At 62.5% G+C, this 17,212-nt stretch carries 15 protein-coding genes; 3 read left to right on the top strand and 12 right to left on the bottom strand.

Annotated elements, in window-relative coordinates; translation table 11 throughout:
- Positions 1-13: 13 nt before the first annotated feature.
- The 6 genes from AOA62_RS02330 to AOA62_RS02305 form a co-directional block, all read right to left on the bottom strand.
- Complete coding sequence (locus AOA62_RS02330) at positions 14-772, bottom strand: SDR family NAD(P)-dependent oxidoreductase (protein WP_017136800.1); 759 nt, start codon at positions 770-772, stop codon at positions 14-16.
- A 420-nt stretch (positions 773-1,192) separates the two neighbouring features.
- Positions 1,193-2,803, bottom strand: a complete 1,611-nt coding sequence (locus AOA62_RS02325) for a gamma-glutamyltransferase family protein (RefSeq protein WP_099547715.1) — start codon at positions 2,801-2,803, stop codon at positions 1,193-1,195.
- A 23-nt stretch (positions 2,804-2,826) separates the two neighbouring features.
- The gene (locus tag AOA62_RS02320; protein WP_065888097.1) at positions 2,827-3,606 is read right to left on the bottom strand and encodes an amino acid ABC transporter ATP-binding protein; all 780 of its coding nucleotides are present in this window, start codon (positions 3,604-3,606) and stop codon (positions 2,827-2,829) included.
- 2 nt (positions 3,607-3,608) lie between these two features.
- On the bottom strand, positions 3,609-4,385 hold the full coding sequence (locus tag AOA62_RS02315) for an amino acid ABC transporter permease (protein ID WP_056857994.1): 777 nt from the start codon (positions 4,383-4,385) through the stop codon (positions 3,609-3,611).
- A gap of 12 nt (positions 4,386-4,397) precedes the next feature.
- A complete protein-coding gene (locus AOA62_RS02310; protein ID WP_099547714.1) occupies positions 4,398-5,207 on the bottom strand; it encodes an ABC transporter substrate-binding protein in 810 nt (269 codons plus the stop codon).
- Between the two features lie 76 nt (positions 5,208-5,283).
- Positions 5,284-5,952, bottom strand: a complete 669-nt coding sequence (locus tag AOA62_RS02305) for a GntR family transcriptional regulator (protein WP_099547713.1) — start codon at positions 5,950-5,952, stop codon at positions 5,284-5,286.
- Positions 5,953-6,386: 434 nt separating this feature from the next.
- Between AOA62_RS02305 and AOA62_RS02300 the strand changes: the two genes are divergently transcribed.
- Both AOA62_RS02300 and AOA62_RS02295 read left to right on the top strand, forming a co-directional pair.
- Positions 6,387-7,448: an aromatic ring-hydroxylating dioxygenase subunit alpha gene (locus AOA62_RS02300; protein ID WP_099547712.1), complete on the top strand. Its 1,062-nt coding sequence runs from the start codon at positions 6,387-6,389 to the stop codon at positions 7,446-7,448.
- Positions 7,449-7,477: 29 nt separating this feature from the next.
- Positions 7,478-8,428, top strand: coding sequence for a PDR/VanB family oxidoreductase (locus tag AOA62_RS02295; protein ID WP_058420702.1), 951 nt, complete (start codon positions 7,478-7,480; stop codon positions 8,426-8,428).
- Positions 8,429-8,434: 6 nt separating this feature from the next.
- Here the strand turns inward: AOA62_RS02295 and AOA62_RS02290 are convergent, their stop codons facing one another.
- The 6 genes from AOA62_RS02290 to AOA62_RS02265 all read right to left on the bottom strand — a co-directional run bounded on the left by AOA62_RS02290 (position 8,435) and on the right by AOA62_RS02265 (position 16,505).
- Positions 8,435-9,148: a GntR family transcriptional regulator gene (locus tag AOA62_RS02290; protein WP_017134659.1), complete on the bottom strand. Its 714-nt coding sequence runs from the start codon at positions 9,146-9,148 to the stop codon at positions 8,435-8,437.
- 55 nt (positions 9,149-9,203) lie between these two features.
- On the bottom strand, positions 9,204-10,946 hold the full coding sequence (locus tag AOA62_RS02285) for an acyl-CoA dehydrogenase (protein ID WP_099547711.1): 1,743 nt from the start codon (positions 10,944-10,946) through the stop codon (positions 9,204-9,206).
- A 34-nt stretch (positions 10,947-10,980) separates the two neighbouring features.
- Complete coding sequence (locus AOA62_RS02280) at positions 10,981-12,216, bottom strand: thiolase family protein (protein WP_099547710.1); 1,236 nt, start codon at positions 12,214-12,216, stop codon at positions 10,981-10,983.
- On the bottom strand, positions 12,213-14,087 hold the full coding sequence (locus tag AOA62_RS02275; protein WP_099547709.1) for a feruloyl-CoA synthase: 1,875 nt from the start codon (positions 14,085-14,087) through the stop codon (positions 12,213-12,215). The genes AOA62_RS02280 and AOA62_RS02275 overlap by 4 nt, the downstream gene beginning before the upstream one ends.
- Positions 14,088-14,149: 62 nt before the next feature.
- Entirely contained in the window at positions 14,150-15,598 is a 1,449-nt protein-coding gene (locus tag AOA62_RS02270; RefSeq protein WP_099547708.1) for an aldehyde dehydrogenase, read from the bottom strand.
- Positions 15,599-15,674: 76 nt separating this feature from the next.
- Positions 15,675-16,505: a p-hydroxycinnamoyl CoA hydratase/lyase gene (locus AOA62_RS02265; protein ID WP_017139056.1), complete on the bottom strand. Its 831-nt coding sequence runs from the start codon at positions 16,503-16,505 to the stop codon at positions 15,675-15,677.
- 213 nt (positions 16,506-16,718) lie between these two features.
- Here AOA62_RS02265 and AOA62_RS02260 point away from each other — a divergent pair, with 213 nt between their 5' ends.
- Positions 16,719-17,207: a MarR family winged helix-turn-helix transcriptional regulator gene (locus tag AOA62_RS02260; RefSeq protein WP_099547707.1), complete on the top strand. Its 489-nt coding sequence runs from the start codon at positions 16,719-16,721 to the stop codon at positions 17,205-17,207.
- Positions 17,208-17,212 lie beyond the last annotated feature (5 nt).

Raw genomic sequence — 17,212 nt, 5'->3', positions numbered from 1 at the left:
CAATGGGCCACTGTTAGTTTCCAGCGGAGACGCCGCAATCAATCGCCATGTCCGCGCCAGTGATGGATCGCGCACCGGGTTGGGACAGGAAAAACGCCAGCTCGGCAACTTCTTCCGGCTGGATAAATCGGGCTCGGGCACCTTGGGGGTACTTGTCCAACAGATCCTGATAGTAGGCCTGAGGGTCTCCCTGCCCATATTGAGTGGCTTGAAATTTGAGCATTGGGGTTTCGATATCACCTGGGGAAATAGCGTTGCAGCGCACGCCAAAGGGTGCCAGGTCCAATGCCAGGGTTTTTGTCAGCAGGGTCACGCCGCCCTTGCTTGCGCAATAAGCTGCGGCGTTTCGATTGCCTTGCCGGCCGGCATCGCTTGAAATATTCAGGATGGAACCCTCTGATAATTTCAGATGGGGAATAGCGGCTGAACACATGAAGAACGTAGCCTTTAGGTTTACGTCCAGAACGAGGTCGAAATCCTCTTCGGTAAAATCTTCAACCGGACCTTCGCGCCATACTCCTGCGGCGTTGATCAATACATCCAGTCGGCCCATCGCCATAACGGCTGCATTAACGGCCGCAGCACACACGGCGGGTTGGCGGATATCACCGCAAAAAATGCCTGATACCTGATATTTAACCCGTAAGTCTGCGAGCTTTTTCGCGTCCAGATCTGTCGCGAAAACCCTGAAGTCTTCATTTAAAAAACGCTCAACCAACGCGCGACCAACACCACCTGCTGCGCCAGTGATCAGTACATTTCGAGGGGCCATGGAACCTCCTGCCAAGATAGGGTTTAAGAACATATAGGGTGCATCCAGACTCAAAGAGTCTTGTTCTCGACCAAGCAATTTCCACCCTCCGGGCTCCCTTGCATGGACATGCCGACGTTGTGGAGGTGGAATTTAGGCGCTTTTATCTAATTGAAAAAAGACGATTATTATCAGAGAAATTGACAATGCCATGGTATTTACCAGCGAGGTAATAAAGGTCCTCCTCTCGGTCATGGACGCTGGCTCTTTAGGACGGGTTGCACGAGTAAGGGTGTCCAGAATCAGATAGCAGATGGAACAGAGGCCTGAGTTGTGAGGTTCAATCCTTACTCCAACGAGCACCAACCCGCCGCAGCGAAGATCGAACAACTCATCAACCCCTTCGTTACTATCCGTCTGGCTCAGCGCTTGTGTAGCCGCTCACCAAACCGCGATATGTGAGTCCGCCCTTGGCTCAGTGCCCCCGCACAACACGCCGGTGGCGGGGTCACGCAGGATGATCTGCCCACGCCCATAGTCGGTCAGGTCGCTGTCGGTCTGCACCTTGTGCCCACGCCGCGCCAGCGCATTGACCAGGTCGCGGGACGCGCCGTGTTCGATGCCGACCTTCATGTCGCCCAGCCATTGCCAGCGCGGTGCGTCGAGGGCCGCCTGGGGGTTGAGGCCGAAGTCCACCAGGTTCATCACCATCTGCACATGGCCCTGGGGCTGCATGTAGCCGCCCATCACGCCGAACGGGCCAAGGGCCTGGCCGTCCTTGCTGAGAAAACCCGGGATGATGGTGTGGAAGGTTTTCTTGCCCGGTGCCAGGCAATTGGCATGGGACTCATCGAGGCTGAATTCCTGCCCGCGGTTCTGCAAGGCGATGCCGCTGTCGGGCAGCACCACGCCGGAGCCGAAGCCGTGGTAGTTGCTCTGGATGAACGAAACCATATTGCCTTCGGCGTCGGCGGTCGCCAGGTACACCGTGCCGCTGGCATGGGGGGTGCCGGGTTTGGGCGGCTGCGCCTGCTCGCCGATCTCGCCACGGCGACGGGTGCTGTAGTCGTCACTCAGCAAGTCGGCCACCGCCACGCGCATGTGCGCTGGGTCGGTGATGTAATGCAGGCCGTCGCTGTAGGCCAGCTTCATGGCTTCCAGCTGGCGATGCCAGGTTTGCTGGCTGTCGCGGTGATCGAAGTTGAAGCCTTCGAGGATCTTCAGCGCCATCAGTGCAACCAGGCCCTGGCCGCTCGGCGGGATTTCCCAAACATCCACGCCCCGGTAATTGATGTGGATCGGCTCCACCCACTGCGCGCGGTAATCCTTGAGGTCGCTGGCGCGCAGGTAACCACCGCTGGCGCGCGAATGCGCATCCAGGCGCTCGGCCAGAGCGCCGCGATACAGGCTTTCGCAGCCGGTGGCGGCGAGTTCTTCCAGGGTACGGGCCTGGGCCGGGTTGCGGAAAATCTCGCCGGCCCGGGGCGCGCGCCCATCGATGAGGAAGGTGTCGAACCAGGCTTGCAGTACGTCATCGCGGTGCGGGCTGAATTCGTTCAAGGAGATCTGCCATTGATGGGCGACCACCGGCGACAACGGGAAACCGTCGCGCGCCAGGCTGATGGCCGGCTGCAGCAAATCAGCAAACGGCAATTTACCGAAGCGTTTGGACAACTCGGCCCACGCCGACGGGCAACCGGGCACCGTCACCGAGGTCCAGCCGTACAGCGGCATCTGTTGATGCCCTGCCGCCTTGACCGCCTCGATACTCAAGGCGGCCGGCGCATGGCCGTTGCCGTTCAGGCCATGCAACTGGCCCTTGCACCACACCAGCGCAAAGGCATCGCCGCCCAGGCCACACCCGGTAGGTTCTACAACGGTCAGCGCAGCGGCGGTGGCGATGGCGGCATCAATGGCATTGCCGCCCTTTTGCATGATTTCGATGCCGGCCTGGGCCGCCAGCGGCTGGGACGCCGCAACCATGCCGCGACGGGCAAATACGCTCTGGCGTTGCGACGGGTAGGGGTATTCATGAGCGGAGAATTTCAACATGGCAAAGGCTCTTCAAAAAAAGGTCATAACACGCGGCTGAGAAACGCCCGGGTACGCGGATGGCTGGGACGGCTGAAAATCTGCTCCGGCGGCCCTTGTTCGATCAGCTCGCCCTGGTCGAGCACCACCACGCGGTCGGCCACTTCACGGGCAAAGCCCATTTCGTGGGTGACCACCACCATAGTCATGCCCTCCTCGGCCAACTCCTTCATCACCTGCAGCACTTCGCCGACGGTTTCCGGGTCGAGGGCGCTGGTGGGTTCGTCGAACAGCATCGCCTGGGGTTTCATCGCCAGCGCACGGGCAATCGCCACCCGTTGCTGCTGACCACCGGAGAGCATCGACGGATAGTGGCTGGCCTTGTCCGCCAGGCCGACACGTGCCAGCAAGCCCCGAGCCTGTTCCAGCGCCTGGGCACGCGGTACGCCGAGCACCTGGATCGGCGCTTCGATAATGTTTTCCAATGCGGTCATGTGCGGGAACAGGTTGAAGCGCTGGAACACCATGCCGATGTCGCGGCGCTGACGGGCGATGTTGCGCTCCGAATCGCGCACCAGGCTGCCATCGGCGCGTTCGCGATAGCCCATGGCGCGGCCGTTGACGCGAATGCGCCCGCCCTGGATGTCTTCCAGCAGGTTGATGCAGCGGATAAAGGTGGTCTTGCCGGAGCCGGAGGCGCCGATCAGCACCACCACTTCGCCACGCCGCACTTGCAGGGAGATGCCCTTGAGGATCTGCAACTCGCCGAACGACTTCTGGATATCCTGTGCGTCAATGATCAGCTCTTCACTTTGGTGCGCCATGGTTAACGTCCCCTCAGCAGTTTAAGGGTGCTGCGACCGAACATGCGGCTGGCGGCCGGAGGTGGCGCCGAAGGTCGATCGGACTGGCCGAAACGGTGTTCGAGCCAGCGCTGGAAAAAGCCCCACAACGTGGTCAGGGTCAGGAAGTAAATCGCGACGACCAGGTACAACTCGAATACGCGAAACGTCGCCGAGGTCACCATCTGCGTGCTGAGCAACAACTCCTGCACGCCGATCACACTCACCAGGGTGGTGTTCTTGAGCATCACATTGAACTCATTGCCCAGCGGCGGCACGATCACTCGAAACGCCTGGGGCAGCACGATGCGCCGCATCAGCTTGCCGAACCCCATGCCCAGGGAACGCCCGGCTTCGTACTGGCCCTTGTCCACCGCGCCAATGCCGGCGCGGATGATTTCGGCCATGTACGCGCCTTCATTCAGGCCCAGGGCGATGATCGCCGCCTGGATATTGCCGGGGATGATCAGCCCGAACAGCTCGATGTCCTCGAAGCGGAAGATCCCGCCCGCTGCCAGTGCGGTGTACAAAAACACGATCTGCACCAGCAGCGGCGTGCCGCGCATCAGCCACACGTAAAGGCGTACCGGCAAGTGCAGCAGCGGGTTCTTCGACAGGCGCAACAGCGCCGCCGCCAGGCCCAGCGCACAGCCGAGCAGCATCGCCAGCACGCTGATCAGGCACGTCAGCCACAGCCCGGTGAGGTAGACCCCACTGGGCTGCAGCAGGTATTGCCAGAACACATCCCAATTGAAATTCATCGTGGTAGAACCTCAGTCAAGTGTGTCGCTGCTGACATGCCATTTGTTGAGCAATTGCACATAGCTGCCGTCGCTGCGCATGTCGCTGATGATCTGCTGCACGGCGGCGGTCAGTTGCGGGTCGTCCTTGCGCATGCCCAGGCCGGTGAGGATGCGGCTGAACGCAGGCACCCCTTCCTGAAACAGCTCCGGGGCCATCGCCGCGTAGTAACCGGCGGTTTCCACGGTGGTGCCATAGGCGTCAACCTGGCTGATGCGCAGCGCCTGGAACGCATCGGTGTCAGTGTTGTAGACCACCAGTTTCATCGGTGGCTTGCCGGCCTTGGCGAGGCTCTCGTTCTGGGTGTCGAGCAGGGTCTTGATGGTAGAGCCGTTGAGCACCGCCACCTTGCGCGTCGACAGGTCATCCAGGGTCTTGATGCCTTTGGGGTTGCCCTTGGGCACCACCACCGACTGGCTGGAGTACATGTAGTTGACGATGTCGATCACCTGGCGCCGCTCGGGTTTGTCGAACAGTTGGTCGACGATCATGTCGCACTGCTGGGCAAGCAGCGCCGGCACCAGGCCGGAAAACGGAATGACCCGCCATTGCACGGTTTTATTGCCCAGGCGCTTGGCGATTTCCAGGCCCAGGTCGACGGTGAGCCCACGCGGTTTCTGAGATTCGTCGAAGGACACCAGGGGCGGTGAATCCATCCCCGAGCAATAGGTGAGTTTGTCGACGCTCTTCAGGCGCTCAGGCACCTGGACTGCGGCGCTGGCCCATTGTGTACAGAGACCCAGGGTGACAGCCACCAGCAAGGCGCGGTGTTGTTTATGCATGACCAGACACTCCACTTCGTTAAATAACGGGGCAGGAATCAACGTCTAAACATGGGCGGGTTGGAACCCGCCTCTTTTATTTTTCCAATTGCAGAAATTGAATCAGCAGCGGCACGGTGCTTTCGATGTGTTCGCGTACCACAGCTTCGGCACCGGCGGCGTCACCGGCGCGAATCGCGTCGAGGATTACCGCGTGTTCCTGGCGTGCGCTGAGGGGTTTTTCGCTGTGCTGCAGCCACAAGCGCATGGGCGCTTCCACCAGCGAATACAACGCCGAAATCTGCTTGAGCAAGCGTGGCCGGCCGCTGAGCCCGCACAGGTATTCGTGAAAGGCACGGTGGCAACGGACCCACGCGGCGCTCTCGTCGCGGTAGTCATCCATCTCGTCCAGCAGCCGCTCCAGAGCCGCCATCTGGCGCTCACCGATACGGCTGACCGCGACGCGCACCGCCAGGCCTTCCAGTGCGCTGCGCATCTCGAACACCTCGTGCAGCTCCGCGATATCCAGGCCGCTGACGATGGCACCGCGATTGGGCCGCAGCGTCACCAGGCCTTGGGCGTCCAGGCGGCGGAATGCCTCACGCACCGGCATGCGGCTCATGCCGATCTCGCCGGCGATATCCTCGGCGATCAGACGATCGCCCTTGCGGAAACGACCGCCGCAGATGGCGTCGAGCAGGAAGTTGTAGGCCTCCTCCTCGGCAGTGAGGGGCTGGCGGTCAACGTGAGCGGGAGCAAATTGCATTGGCGGCCTCTTTGTATTTTTGTATCCAATTATCCACGAATACAAAAAGGCATAACGCGTGCCAACATTTGCCGCAGAACATTAGTCATTGATTTAAATGAAGTCTTCCGTTCGGGTGGGGGAAATTGCGCAAAGCGGGTAAAGCGATTTGCTACCAAATGACGCAGCAACTTCCCATTTCTGCGCAAAAAAGTAGCGGATGTCCGGTGAAGGGCTTGGCTACGCCCGCTGATCTAGACAGGGTATTTTTTGGCAGGCCTTTCTTTGCCATCAGCGCACCAAACGCCGCCCACTCAATGGATCCAATAAGAATCCATTGGTCGATAATCGCCCATAATAACCTCAAAATCACTGCCATATATATTGACTCATAGCAGCTCTGGAAATCTAATGGATCCATTAAACAAAAATAATTAACCAGCCAGAGAGTCGCCATGTACCCCAAAAACACTTGGTACGTCGCCTGCACACCCGATGAAATCGCCCAAAAACCCCTGGGTCGGCAGATCTGCGGTGAAAAAATGGTGTTTTATCGTGGCTCGCAAGGCAGCGTCGTAGCCGTCGAAGACTTCTGCCCCCATCGCGGCGCACCGCTTTCACTGGGTTATGTCGAAAATGGCAACCTGGTGTGTGGCTATCACGGCCTGGTCATGGGGGCCGACGGTAAGACCGTCGAAATGCCCGGGCAGCGGGTGCGTGGTTTTCCGTGCAACAAGACCTTTGCCGCGGTTGAACGCTATGGCTTTATCTGGGTATGGCCCGGCGATCAGGCCCTTGCCGACCCGGCGCTGATTCATCACCTGGAGTGGGCAGTGAGTGACCAGTGGGCGTACGGCGGCGGGCTGTTTGACATCCAGTGCGATTACCGCCTGATGATCGACAACCTGATGGACCTGACCCACGAAACCTACGTCCACGCTTCCAGCATCGGCCAAAAGGAAATCGATGAAGCGCCTCCCGTCACCACGGTTGAAGGCGACGAAGTCGTCACCGCCCGGCACATGGAAAACATCATGGCTCCGCCGTTCTGGCGCATGGCCCTGCGCGGCAACAACCTCGCCGACGATGTGCCGGTGGACCGCTGGCAGATCTGTCGCTTCACCCCGCCCAGCCATGTGCTGATCGAAGTCGGCGTGGCCCACGCCGGCAAGGGCGGCTACCACGCAGCGCCCGAACACAAGGCGGCAAGCATCGTGGTCGACTTCATCACCCCGCAAACCGAGACGTCGATCTGGTATTTCTGGGGCATGGCGCGCAACTTCAACCCTCACGATGAGGCGCTGACCGCCAGCATTCGCGAAGGCCAAGGGAAGATTTTCAGCGAAGACCTGGAGATGCTCGAACGTCAGCAGCAGAACCTGCTCGCCCACCCGCAACGCAACCTGCTCAAGTTGAATATCGATGCCGGCGGCGTGCAGTCGCGCAAAATCCTGGAGCGACTGATCGCCAAGGAACGCACCCTCGAACCACAACTGATCACGACCACCACCGCCTGAACGGCGCGACAACACTGCGAGGACCGAACATGATCGATGTGGTGGTGGTATCCCGTAATAACGAAGCCCAAGACATTTGCAGCTATGAACTGGCCAGGGTCGATGGCCAGCCGCTGCCCGCCTTCAGTGCCGGCGCGCACATTGACGTGCATCTGCCGGACGGGCTGGTGCGCCAGTATTCGCTGTGCAATCACCCCGAAGAGCGTCATCGCTATCTGATCGGCGTACTCAACGACCCGGCTTCTCGCGGCGGCTCGCGCAGCTTGCACGAGCAGGTACACGAGGGCGCCCACCTGACGATCAGCGAACCACGCAATCTATTCCCCCTGGCCCATGAAGCGCGACGCAGCCTGCTGTTCGCCGGCGGCATCGGCATCACCCCGATCCTGTGCATGGCCGAGCGCCTGGCCCATGCAGGTGCGGACTTCGACCTGCATTATTGTGCTCGCGCCAGTGAGCGTGCTGCGTTTGTACAGCGGCTCAAGGCGTCACCGTTTGCCGAGCGCGTGTTCCTGCATTTCGATGAGCAGCCCCACACGGCCCTCAAGACTGCCGAGGTGTTGGCTGCGCCCGCAGACGATGTGCACTTGTATGTCTGCGGCCCCGGCGGCTTCATGCAACACGTGCTCGACAGCGCACGGGCACAGGGCTGGCAGGAGGACTGCCTGCATCGCGAGTACTTCTCGGCGGCGCCAGTGGACAACAGCCTCGACGGGAGCTTTTCGGTGAAGCTCGGTAGCAGCGGCCAGGTCTTCACGATCCCCGCCGACAAAACCGTGGTCCAGGTCCTGGAAAGCCAAGGCATCGAGATTGCCGTGTCCTGCGAACAAGGGATCTGTGGCACCTGCCTGACCCGTGTGCTGGACGGCATCCCCGAGCACCGCGACCTGTTCCTCACCGAGCAGGAACAGGCGCTGAATGACCAGTTCACGCCCTGCTGCTCACGCTCGAAAACGCCACTGCTGGTGCTGGACATCTGAACCGTGTCACGACGCGGGCAAAATCACCTTCATGCGCGCGTCGGCGGTGGTTGAACTGAAGATCTCGGCATAACGCAATGTCGCATTGGCGTGTTCGCGCATGATGGCTTCGGCGCGCGCGCCCTGGCGATTGACCAGGGCATCGAACACCGAGTGATGCTGCATGTGGGCATAGTTGAAGCGTCGGTATTCACGAGCCATGTCCTCACGATCCACCGCCAGCGCGGTCACCGATGCGAAGGGCAGGTGATCATTGCGTGCCAGCGCATCCGTGATCGCGGGGTTGTGGCTGCCCTCCACAATGACCTGGTGAAAGCGCATGTTCAGATCGTGGTAAACCTCGAGGTCATCTTCGGTCACGTAGCCTTTCTCGAACAGTTGGTCGCCTTCCACCAGGCAGCGCTCCAGCGCCGCACGCGCCGCGTCGGAAAGACCCTGCTCGGCGGCTTGCCGTGCAGCCAGGCCTTCCAGCACACCGCGCACTTCGACGGCGCCGGCAATGTCGCTGGCGCTGACCGACCGCACCTGATAGCCGCGCCCGCCAAACGGCACCAGCAGCCCTTCCTGCTCCAGGGTACGAAATGCCATGCGCACCGGCATGCGCGACACACCAAAGCGTTGCGCCGTAGGGGTTTCCATCAGGCGCTCCCCCGCCACCAACTCCCCGTTGGCAATCATCTTGCGCAGTGCAACCAGCACCAATTGACCGGGCTTACTCATCCAAGCAACTTCCAGAAAACGTGGCCTGCCATAGTACCGCAAGCATCCGATCCCGTCAGACGAACGCCAGCGCGGCGCGCGCCCCCTCTATGGCACCCAGGTGTTGCGCCAGCCGCGACGGCAGGTAATCGAAAAAGAACCCGGCGCTTTGCAGCTTGGCGGCACGCAATGGATCGTCTTCGGGCAATGCCCTGGAGACCCGCGCAGCCCGCGCCCAGGCAAAGGCCAGCAACGCCACGCCACAGAGCTGGAGGAAATCCGGCGCGGCCCGATAGGGGTATTCACTGTCTTCCTGCGCGCGTTCATGCACGGCGCTCACCACACTGGCCAGCGCGTCGCACAGGCTGCCCAATGCGCGGGAGAACCCTGCGCACTCGACATATTGCACGCCCTGCCCGGCCTCGGCACGCAACTCGGCCAGCAGCAGGCCAAAGGCTCGACCTTCATCCCCCAGCACTTTGCGCAGCAACAGGTCATTGGCCTGGATCTCGTTACTGCCCTCGTAGATCATCGCGATGCGGCTGTCCCGCAGGGTTTGCTCGATAGCGAACTCGGTGACATAGCCGTAACCGCCGAATACCTGCAGCGCATTGCTCGCCTGACGAAAGCCCTGCTCGGTGAAAAACGCCTTGATGATGGGCGTCAGTAAAGGCGCCAACCGGGCGGCCGACGAATCCTGGCCATGCTCGGCTTGATCCAGCAGGTGCGCCGCCCAATAGCCGATGGCGCGCATGCCCTCGCTGGTGGTGCGCAGCTCCAGCAACACGCGGCGCATGGCCGGGTGATAACGGATCGGGTCAGCGGCCTGGGCCGCCACGTCTTCGGGCCTTGACGGTGCACGCATCTGCACACGCTCGGCAGCGTACTGCCGGGCATTTTGCCAAGCCGCCTCGACATGCCCCAGACCTTGCAGGCCGACATGCAGGCGCGCCGAATTCATCATCACGAACATCGCCGCCAGGCCCTGATTGGCATCACCGATCAGCCAGCCTTGGGCGGCGTTGAATACCAGGGAGCAGGTGGCGCTGCCCCTGATGCCCATCTTGTGTTCGATACCGTCGCAATGCACACCATTGGCCCGGCCATCGTCCAGCTGCTTGGGTACCAGGAACAGTGAAATGCCGCGACTGCCCGGCGGCGCATCGGGCAGGCGCGCCAGCACCAGGTGCAGAATATTGGCCGTGAGGTCATGCTCACCGCCGGAGATAAACAGCTTGCTGCCGCTCAAGCGATAGCTGCCATCCGCCTGGGGTTCAGCGCGGCAGCGCAGCAAACCGACATCGCTGCCAGCCTGGGACTCAGTCAGGCACATGGTGGGCAACGCCTGGCCACTGACAATCTCCGGCAAGTAGCGTGCCTGCAGCCAAGGGGCGGCGTGAGTCTTGAGACACAGGTAGGCGCCGTGGGCGATCCCGGTGTACATGGCCCAGGCATGGTTGCTGGCGTAGAGCATCTCTTGCAGCGCCGCATCGAGCAGTTGCGGCAGGCCCTGCCCGCCCTGCTCTTCGGCGCACGCCAGCGCCGGCCAACCACCCTCGACGTAAGCACGATAGGCCTCGACGAAGCCGTCCGGGGTGCTGACCTGGCCCGCCTGCCAGCGGCAGCCCTGGCGATCACCGTGGCTGTTCAACGGCGCCAGCACGCCCTGGCTGAAGCGTGCCGCCTCCTCCAATACTTGTAATGCCAGCGGCAGGTCGAGGGCCTCGAACGCCGGGTTGCGTCGCCAGCTGTCGGGCGCCTGCAACCAGTGTTCGAGGACAAATTGCATATCGCGCAGGGGCGCCTCATAGCTCCACATCGGGACACCTCATCGACTAAAAAGAATCACGTACTCAAGCGCGAAAAGCAGGGTTCTCGATCAGCAGCGCCATGCCCTGCCCGCCGCCCACACACGCCGCGGCAATCCCGTAGCGCAGGTTGTGCTGACGCAGTTGTCGGGCCAGGGACATGACCAGGCGCAGGCCAGTGGCAGCCAGTGGATGCCCCAGTGCCAGCGAACCGCCCTGGACGTTGAGGCGGGCGCTGTCCAGCTCAAGTTCATGGGCCACCGCCAGCACTTGGGCGGCCTGGGCTTCGTTGATCTCGAAGCGGCCGATGTCATCCAGATTCAACCCGCTGCGTTGCAGCAGCAGACGAATCGCCGGTGCCGGGCCGATGCCCATGAACTCGGGGGCCACGCCGACCACCGCGCTGGCCAGCAACCGCGCCAGGGCCGGCCGCGTGCAGGCCGAGGCGCGGCCCACCAACGCCGCCGCCGCGCCATCCACCACGGCACAACTGTTGCCGGCGGTTTGCACGCCGCCGGGATGCACGGCGTGCAAGCGTTTCAAGCTCGCAAGGTCGGTGGGCCGAGGGTGGCTGTCCTCGCTGACGGCAGCGGTCCGACGCGCCAGGCTGATGCCTCTGGGCTGGTATCCCTCAAGCTCGAATAGCTGGTTATCGACCGCCACCACCTCGTCAACCCAAGCGCCGTCACGCTGCGCCTGCAACGCTCGCTGGTGGCTGGCGCAGGCGTAGCGGTCCACCGCCTCGCGGCCCAGGCCATAACGGCGCGCCAGGTTGTCGGCCGTGGCGATCATGTCCAGGCCCGGAGCCGGGTCGTACAAGGCCTCCCACAGAAAATCCTTGAACTGGACCTCGCCGCCAAGACGAAACCCGCCCCTGTGGGTGTAAGCCGCGATGGGGTTGCGCGACATGGATTCACTGGCCACACACAAGGCCAGTTGCACGCCGTCCCGCAGTTGCCCGGCAGCCTGGCGCAACAGTTCGAAACCGGTGGCGCAGATGCGCTGCACCCCCAGTGCCGGGACCGCTTGCGCCACCCCGCTGTACAAGCCGATATGCCGTGGCAGCAAGTAGGCATCGAAACTGGCCTGGGCCATGGAGCCGGCCAGGACGCTGTCCACTGCCTGCGGTTCAATACCCGCCCGGGCCATGACCTCACGGCCGACCTTGATCCCCAGGTCGATGGGTGAGACCTGAGACAGTGCTCCACCCAGGTCAATCCAGGGGGTGCGCACGGCCTCGAAAATCGCCACATCGGCAAATGCCGAATACTGCCCGTTCAAGGTTTCGGCTCGGCGCGCAGGATCGTCGACTCTTCGCCGCGATACAACGCCTCGACCTTGGCCGCGCGCCATTGCAGCACGGCGCGCTGGTTGATCGAACCTTTGTCGGTAATTTCCCCACGGTCGATGGACGCCGGCTCGTCGAGCAAGGCAATCCATTCCAGGCGACTGGCATTGCCGGTGGCCTCGCGATTGAGGCGTTGCAACCAGTCGCCGAACCACTGGCGCACCGGCGCGCTGGCCAGCACGTCGGCGTCGCTGGCGGCGGCGTCCAGGCCCGCCAGCCGACGGCATTCGTAGAGCCTGGGGAACACCAGTGCTCCGAGGCACTCGCGATCGGGCGCGGCAATCACCAGGTCCTGCACATAGGGCGAGCCGTCGAGCACCGCGCGATTGCGCAACGGACCCACGCTGACAAACACCCCGGAAGAGAGCTTGAAATCCTCGGCAATTCGCCCATCGAACATCAGGCCCAGTTGCGGCTGCCGAGGATCGGCGAGCTTGATCGCGTCTCCTGAACAGTAGAACCCCTGTTCGTCGAACACTTCGGCGGTTTGCTGGGGCGCCCGCCAGTATCCCGGCATGATATGCGGCCCGCGAAAGCGCCCTTCGAACTTGCCGTCCACCGGCACCAGGCGCACCTCGCAGCCCGGCGCGGGCAAACCGATATAGCCGGCCATGGACAACGGCCCGGTGGTGAAGGTGCAGGACGGCGCGGCTTCGGTCATGCCCAGCCCGGCCATCATGCGGATGCGTTCACCGCAGTGCTGTTCGGCTACGCGATCGAGGCGATCCCAGATACTTTGGGACAGGCCGGCGGCGGCGAAGAAGAACAGTTTCATCCGCGCAAAAAAACGCTCGCGCAACTCGGCGTCCTGTTCCAGGGCGTTGACCAGCTCTTCCCAGCCCTTGGGGACCGTCAGGTAAGCCGTGGGCGAAATTTCCTTGAGGTTGCGCAAGGTCTGGGCAAACCCCTGGACCGTGGGCTTGCCGTCGTCCAGATAAAAGGTGCCACCGTTGTAGAGCACAATGCCGACGTTGTGGCTGCCGCCAAAGGTGTGATTCCACGGCAGCCAGTCCACCAGCACCGGAGGCTCCTCACCGAACACCGGAAACGTCTGCAGCAGCATCTGCTGGTTGGCGCAGAGCATGCGCTGGGTGGTGATCACGGCCTTGGGCAATTTGGTCGAGCCCGAGGTGAAGAGAAACTTGGCAATGCTGTCGGGACCGGTGGCATTGAAGGCCTGCTCGGCCTCAGCGCCCCCCGGCGTGTGCAACAGGCTGGCGAAGCTTGTCTGGCTACGCCCGGGCACTTGGCCACGCACGCAGATCAACGGGGTTTCGGCCGGCAATACGGCCTCGATCGCACGCTGGTAGGCCGCCGCATCGCTGACGAACACCAGCCCGGGTTGCAGCAAGTCACAGACATGCCGCAGCTTGGCGAAATCCTGGGACAACAACGCGTACGCCGGCGAGACCGGGCAGTACGGAATACCGGCGTACATGGCGCCGAGGGCAACCTGCAAATGCTCGATGTCGTTGCCGGACAGCAAGGCCAGCGGCTTGTGCGCCGACAGCCCGTAGCTGAGCAGGCCCTGGGCAATTGCGCGCACGCTGTCGAGCATCTCGCGGTAGCTGACACGGCGCCAATCCCCACCGGCCTGGCGTGCCGCGATAAACGTCTGCTCGGGCCGTACCCGAGCCCAATGCACCAGGCGATCGAGCAGGCGCGCCGGCAACTCGGCCAGGGGCTCCAGGGAGCGCATGTGCAACACGCCGTGTTCTTCAGTGACCGCCACCGGTGCGTGGCCGATGGAGACCTCGCGGTATCGCGGTGCGGGCTGGGGTTGCGGTCGGAATTCGGAACTCACAAGGATGTCCTCCAGCAAGGCGGATCACAGCCGCCTTGTTATTGTTATGTCGCAGCAACTGCTCAGATCGGGTAATGCCGTGGCCCGTTCTGCAAGGTCACCCAGCGCAATTGCGTGAAGTGCTCAATGGACGCCTTGCCACCAAAGCTGCCGTACCCACTGGACTTGACCCCACCAAACGGCATCTGCGCTTCGTCATGCACGGTCGGGCCGTTGATATGGCAAATACCCGACTCGACCCGCTGCGCCAGTGCCAGCGCGCGCCCGGTGTCGCGACTGAAGATCGCCGCCGACAGGCCGAACTCGGAATCGTTGGCCAGGCGCAACAAGGCTTCATCACCGTCTCCGCGCAGCAGGACGGCCACCGGGCCAAAGGACTCTTCGCGGTACAAGCGCATGTGTTCGGTGACGCCATCGATCAGGGTCGGCTGCAGGATGCTGCCCTCGAGCTGGCCGCCTATCACCAGTCGCGCGCCCTTGGCCAGGGCATCGTCGATCAGGGCCTTGATGCGTGTGCCGGCGCTGGCGTCCACCAGGGAACCGAGTACCGAATCCGCCGCAGCAGGGTCACCCGCACGCAGGGTCGCGACCTTGGCCGCCAGCTTGGCGGTGAACGCATCGGCGACCCTGGCATCGACAATCAGGCGTTCGGTGGACATGCAAATCTGGCCCTGGTTGAAATAGGCGCCAAAGGCCGCCGCCGCCACAGCCGCGTCAAGATCGGCATCGTCGAGCACCAGCAACGGCGCCTTGCCACCCAACTCCAGCAACGCCGGCTTGAGGTGACGCGCCGAGAGCTCGCCGACAATCCGCCCGACATGGGTCGAGCCGGTGAAGTTGACCCGCCGCACGGCCGGGTTGGCGATCAATCGCTCGACAATCGCGGCGGCATCGGCCGGGGCATTGCTGATGACGTTGACCACGCCATCGCCCAGGCCGGCGTCCTGCAATACCTGGCCGATCAGGCGGTGCACTGCCGGGCTCAGCTCCGAGGCCTTGAGCACCACGGTGTTTCCGCAGGCCAGCGGCATGGCGATGGCGCGCGTGGCGAGGATCACCGGAGCGTTCCACGGCGCGATGCCCAGCACCACACCGCAAGGCTGGCGCAAGGCCATGGCGAAACTGCCGGGAACATCGGAGGGGATCACTTCCCCCGTAATCTGGGTGGTCATCGACGCCGCTTCGCGCAGCATATTGGCCGCCAGACGCACGTTGAAGCCATACCAGTTCGCCATGGCGCCGGTCTCGCCGGCGGCGGCGATGAATTCGCTGCTGCGCGCCTGCAATTGCTCGGCAGCGTTGAGCAAGCGGGTGCGGCGTTCGTTGGGCGCCAGCGCCGCCCACGCGGGGAACGCGGCGTGGGCGGCGGCGACCGCGGCGTCGGCATCTTCCAGGGTCGCCGCAGCCACCCGCGAGACCACTTCACCGGTCACTGGGTTGCGACGTTCGAAGGTTCGACCGTCACGGGCGGGGCACGACTGGCCGCCGATCAACAGGGGCACGTCCAGCATGGTGATTCCTCTTTATTGTCTTTATCGGGAATACGTTCAAGCAGGGTACAACGGCGCGGCCAGGCGGCCGCGCCCTTCAGCGTTTATAGGCCTGCAAGCCAGGCTTGATGCTCTTGTCGTCGAGGAACTGTTTCATGCCCTGCTCGCGACCGCCTTCGGTGTCGAGCAGGCGCGACTGATCGAGCTTGGCGTAGAGGTAATCCTCGTTCTGCTCCCAGGTCAGTTCACGGCAGCGCTTGAAGCCATGCTTGGCGGCACGCAGCACCACCGGGTTTTTCTCCAGCAGGTTGCGCGCCAGTTCGATGGTCACTTCGCGCAGTTGAGCCAGGGGCACGCTTTCGTTGACCAGGCCCATTTGCGCAGCTTTCTGCCCGCCAAAGGTCTTGCCGGTCATGATGTAGTACAGCGATTGACGATGGCCCACGGTGTCGGCCATGGCCTTGCTCACCAGGTTGCCCGGCGGGATGCCCCAGTTGATTTCCGAGAGGCCGAAGGTCGCTTCGTCGGCGCAGATCGCCAGGTCGCACGCCACCAGCGGGCTGAAGCCACCGCCGAAGCACCAGCCATTGACCATGGCGATGGTCGGCTTGGCGTACATGCGCAGCAGTTTCCATTGCCATTGCGAGGCTTCGCGGCGGATTTTTTCCTGGAGGATTTCCGGGCCGGCATCCACTTCGCGGAAGTATTCCTTGAGGTCCATGCCCGCCGTCCAGGCTTCGCCCGCACCGGTGAGGACCAGCACGCCGGCGGCAGGATCCTGCTCGAGGGTTTCCAGGACGTCGATCATTTCCCGGTTCAGGGTCGGACTCATGGCGTTGCGTTTTTCCGGACGATTGAGAATGACCCAGGCGATGCCTTCTTCGATCTCAACCTTGACTGTGGTCCAACGGCCTTCGTAATTGCTCATGGCGGTACGCTCTTGTTCTGGGTGTGAAGATGATTCGAAATTAAACCGCAAATATAGTTATGTCAATTAACTATTAATCTGAATAACCAATATTTTTCCTGCTTAAAACCCGCGCGGTGCAGGCGCTTTCAAAACCCGGCATAGCCATAGCGCGCCAACACCGGCAAACTAGATACTCTTATTAACCTGCACCTTCTGAGGATTGCACTGCCAATGGCCAAGCCTTCCACCATCGCCACCGCCAGCCAGGCCCTGCCCGACAACGACGAGGTACGGCCGCCGCTGGATTCAGCCCTGGACGATCTGATCGGTTACGCCATGCGCCGCGCCCAGCTCAAGCTGTTCCAGAACCTGATCGGCCGGTTATCGGACCACGACCTGCGCCCGGCGCAGTTCTCGGCCCTGGCGATCATCGAGCAGCACCCCGGGCTGATGCAGGCCGACCTGGCTCGCGCCCTGGCCATCGAGCCGCCCCAGGTGGTGCCATTGCTGAACAAGCTGGAAAGCCGCGCTCTGGCCGTGCGGGTACGCTGCAAACCGGACAAGCGCTCCTACGGGATCTTCCTCAGCAAGAGCGGCGAAACCCTGCTCAAGGAACTCAAGGCGATCGCCGCCCAGAGTGACCTCGACGCCACGGCCGCCCTCGACGGCCAGGAACGTGAAGAGCTGCTGCGCTTGCTGAAGAAGGTCTACCAGGACTGATCGGC

Origin of the sequence: Pseudomonas sp. 2995-3 (assembly GCF_002742565.1) — a bacterium.
GTDB lineage: Bacteria > Pseudomonadota > Gammaproteobacteria > Pseudomonadales > Pseudomonadaceae > Aquipseudomonas > Aquipseudomonas edaphica.
This window is presented reverse-complemented; position numbering and strand designations above follow the sequence as displayed.

Bases quoted from the DNA above. Each gene is read 5' to 3' on its own strand.
- AOA62_RS02320 (WP_065888097.1), bottom strand. From the start codon at position 3,606: ATGGCGCACCAAAGTGAAGAGCTGATCATTGACGCACAGGATATCCAG.
- AOA62_RS02330 (WP_017136800.1), bottom strand. From the start codon at position 772: ATGGCCCCTCGAAATGTACTGATCACTGGCGCAGCAGGTGGTGTTGGT.
- AOA62_RS02305 (WP_099547713.1), bottom strand. From the start codon at position 5,952: ATGCAATTTGCTCCCGCTCACGTTGACCGCCAGCCCCTCACTGCCGAG.
- AOA62_RS02315 (WP_056857994.1), bottom strand. From the start codon at position 4,385: ATGAATTTCAATTGGGATGTGTTCTGGCAATACCTGCTGCAGCCCAGT.
- AOA62_RS02300 (WP_099547712.1), top strand. From the start codon at position 6,387: ATGTACCCCAAAAACACTTGGTACGTCGCCTGCACACCCGATGAAATC.
- AOA62_RS02270 (WP_099547708.1), bottom strand. From the start codon at position 15,598: ATGCTGGACGTGCCCCTGTTGATCGGCGGCCAGTCGTGCCCCGCCCGT.
- AOA62_RS02295 (WP_058420702.1), top strand. From the start codon at position 7,478: ATGATCGATGTGGTGGTGGTATCCCGTAATAACGAAGCCCAAGACATT.
- AOA62_RS02290 (WP_017134659.1), bottom strand. From the start codon at position 9,148: ATGAGTAAGCCCGGTCAATTGGTGCTGGTTGCACTGCGCAAGATGATT.
- AOA62_RS02260 (WP_099547707.1), top strand. From the start codon at position 16,719: ATGGCCAAGCCTTCCACCATCGCCACCGCCAGCCAGGCCCTGCCCGAC.
- AOA62_RS02265 (WP_017139056.1), bottom strand. From the start codon at position 16,505: ATGAGCAATTACGAAGGCCGTTGGACCACAGTCAAGGTTGAGATCGAA.
- AOA62_RS02325 (WP_099547715.1), bottom strand. From the start codon at position 2,803: ATGTTGAAATTCTCCGCTCATGAATACCCCTACCCGTCGCAACGCCAG.
- AOA62_RS02285 (WP_099547711.1), bottom strand. From the start codon at position 10,946: ATGTGGAGCTATGAGGCGCCCCTGCGCGATATGCAATTTGTCCTCGAA.
- AOA62_RS02310 (WP_099547714.1), bottom strand. From the start codon at position 5,207: ATGCATAAACAACACCGCGCCTTGCTGGTGGCTGTCACCCTGGGTCTC.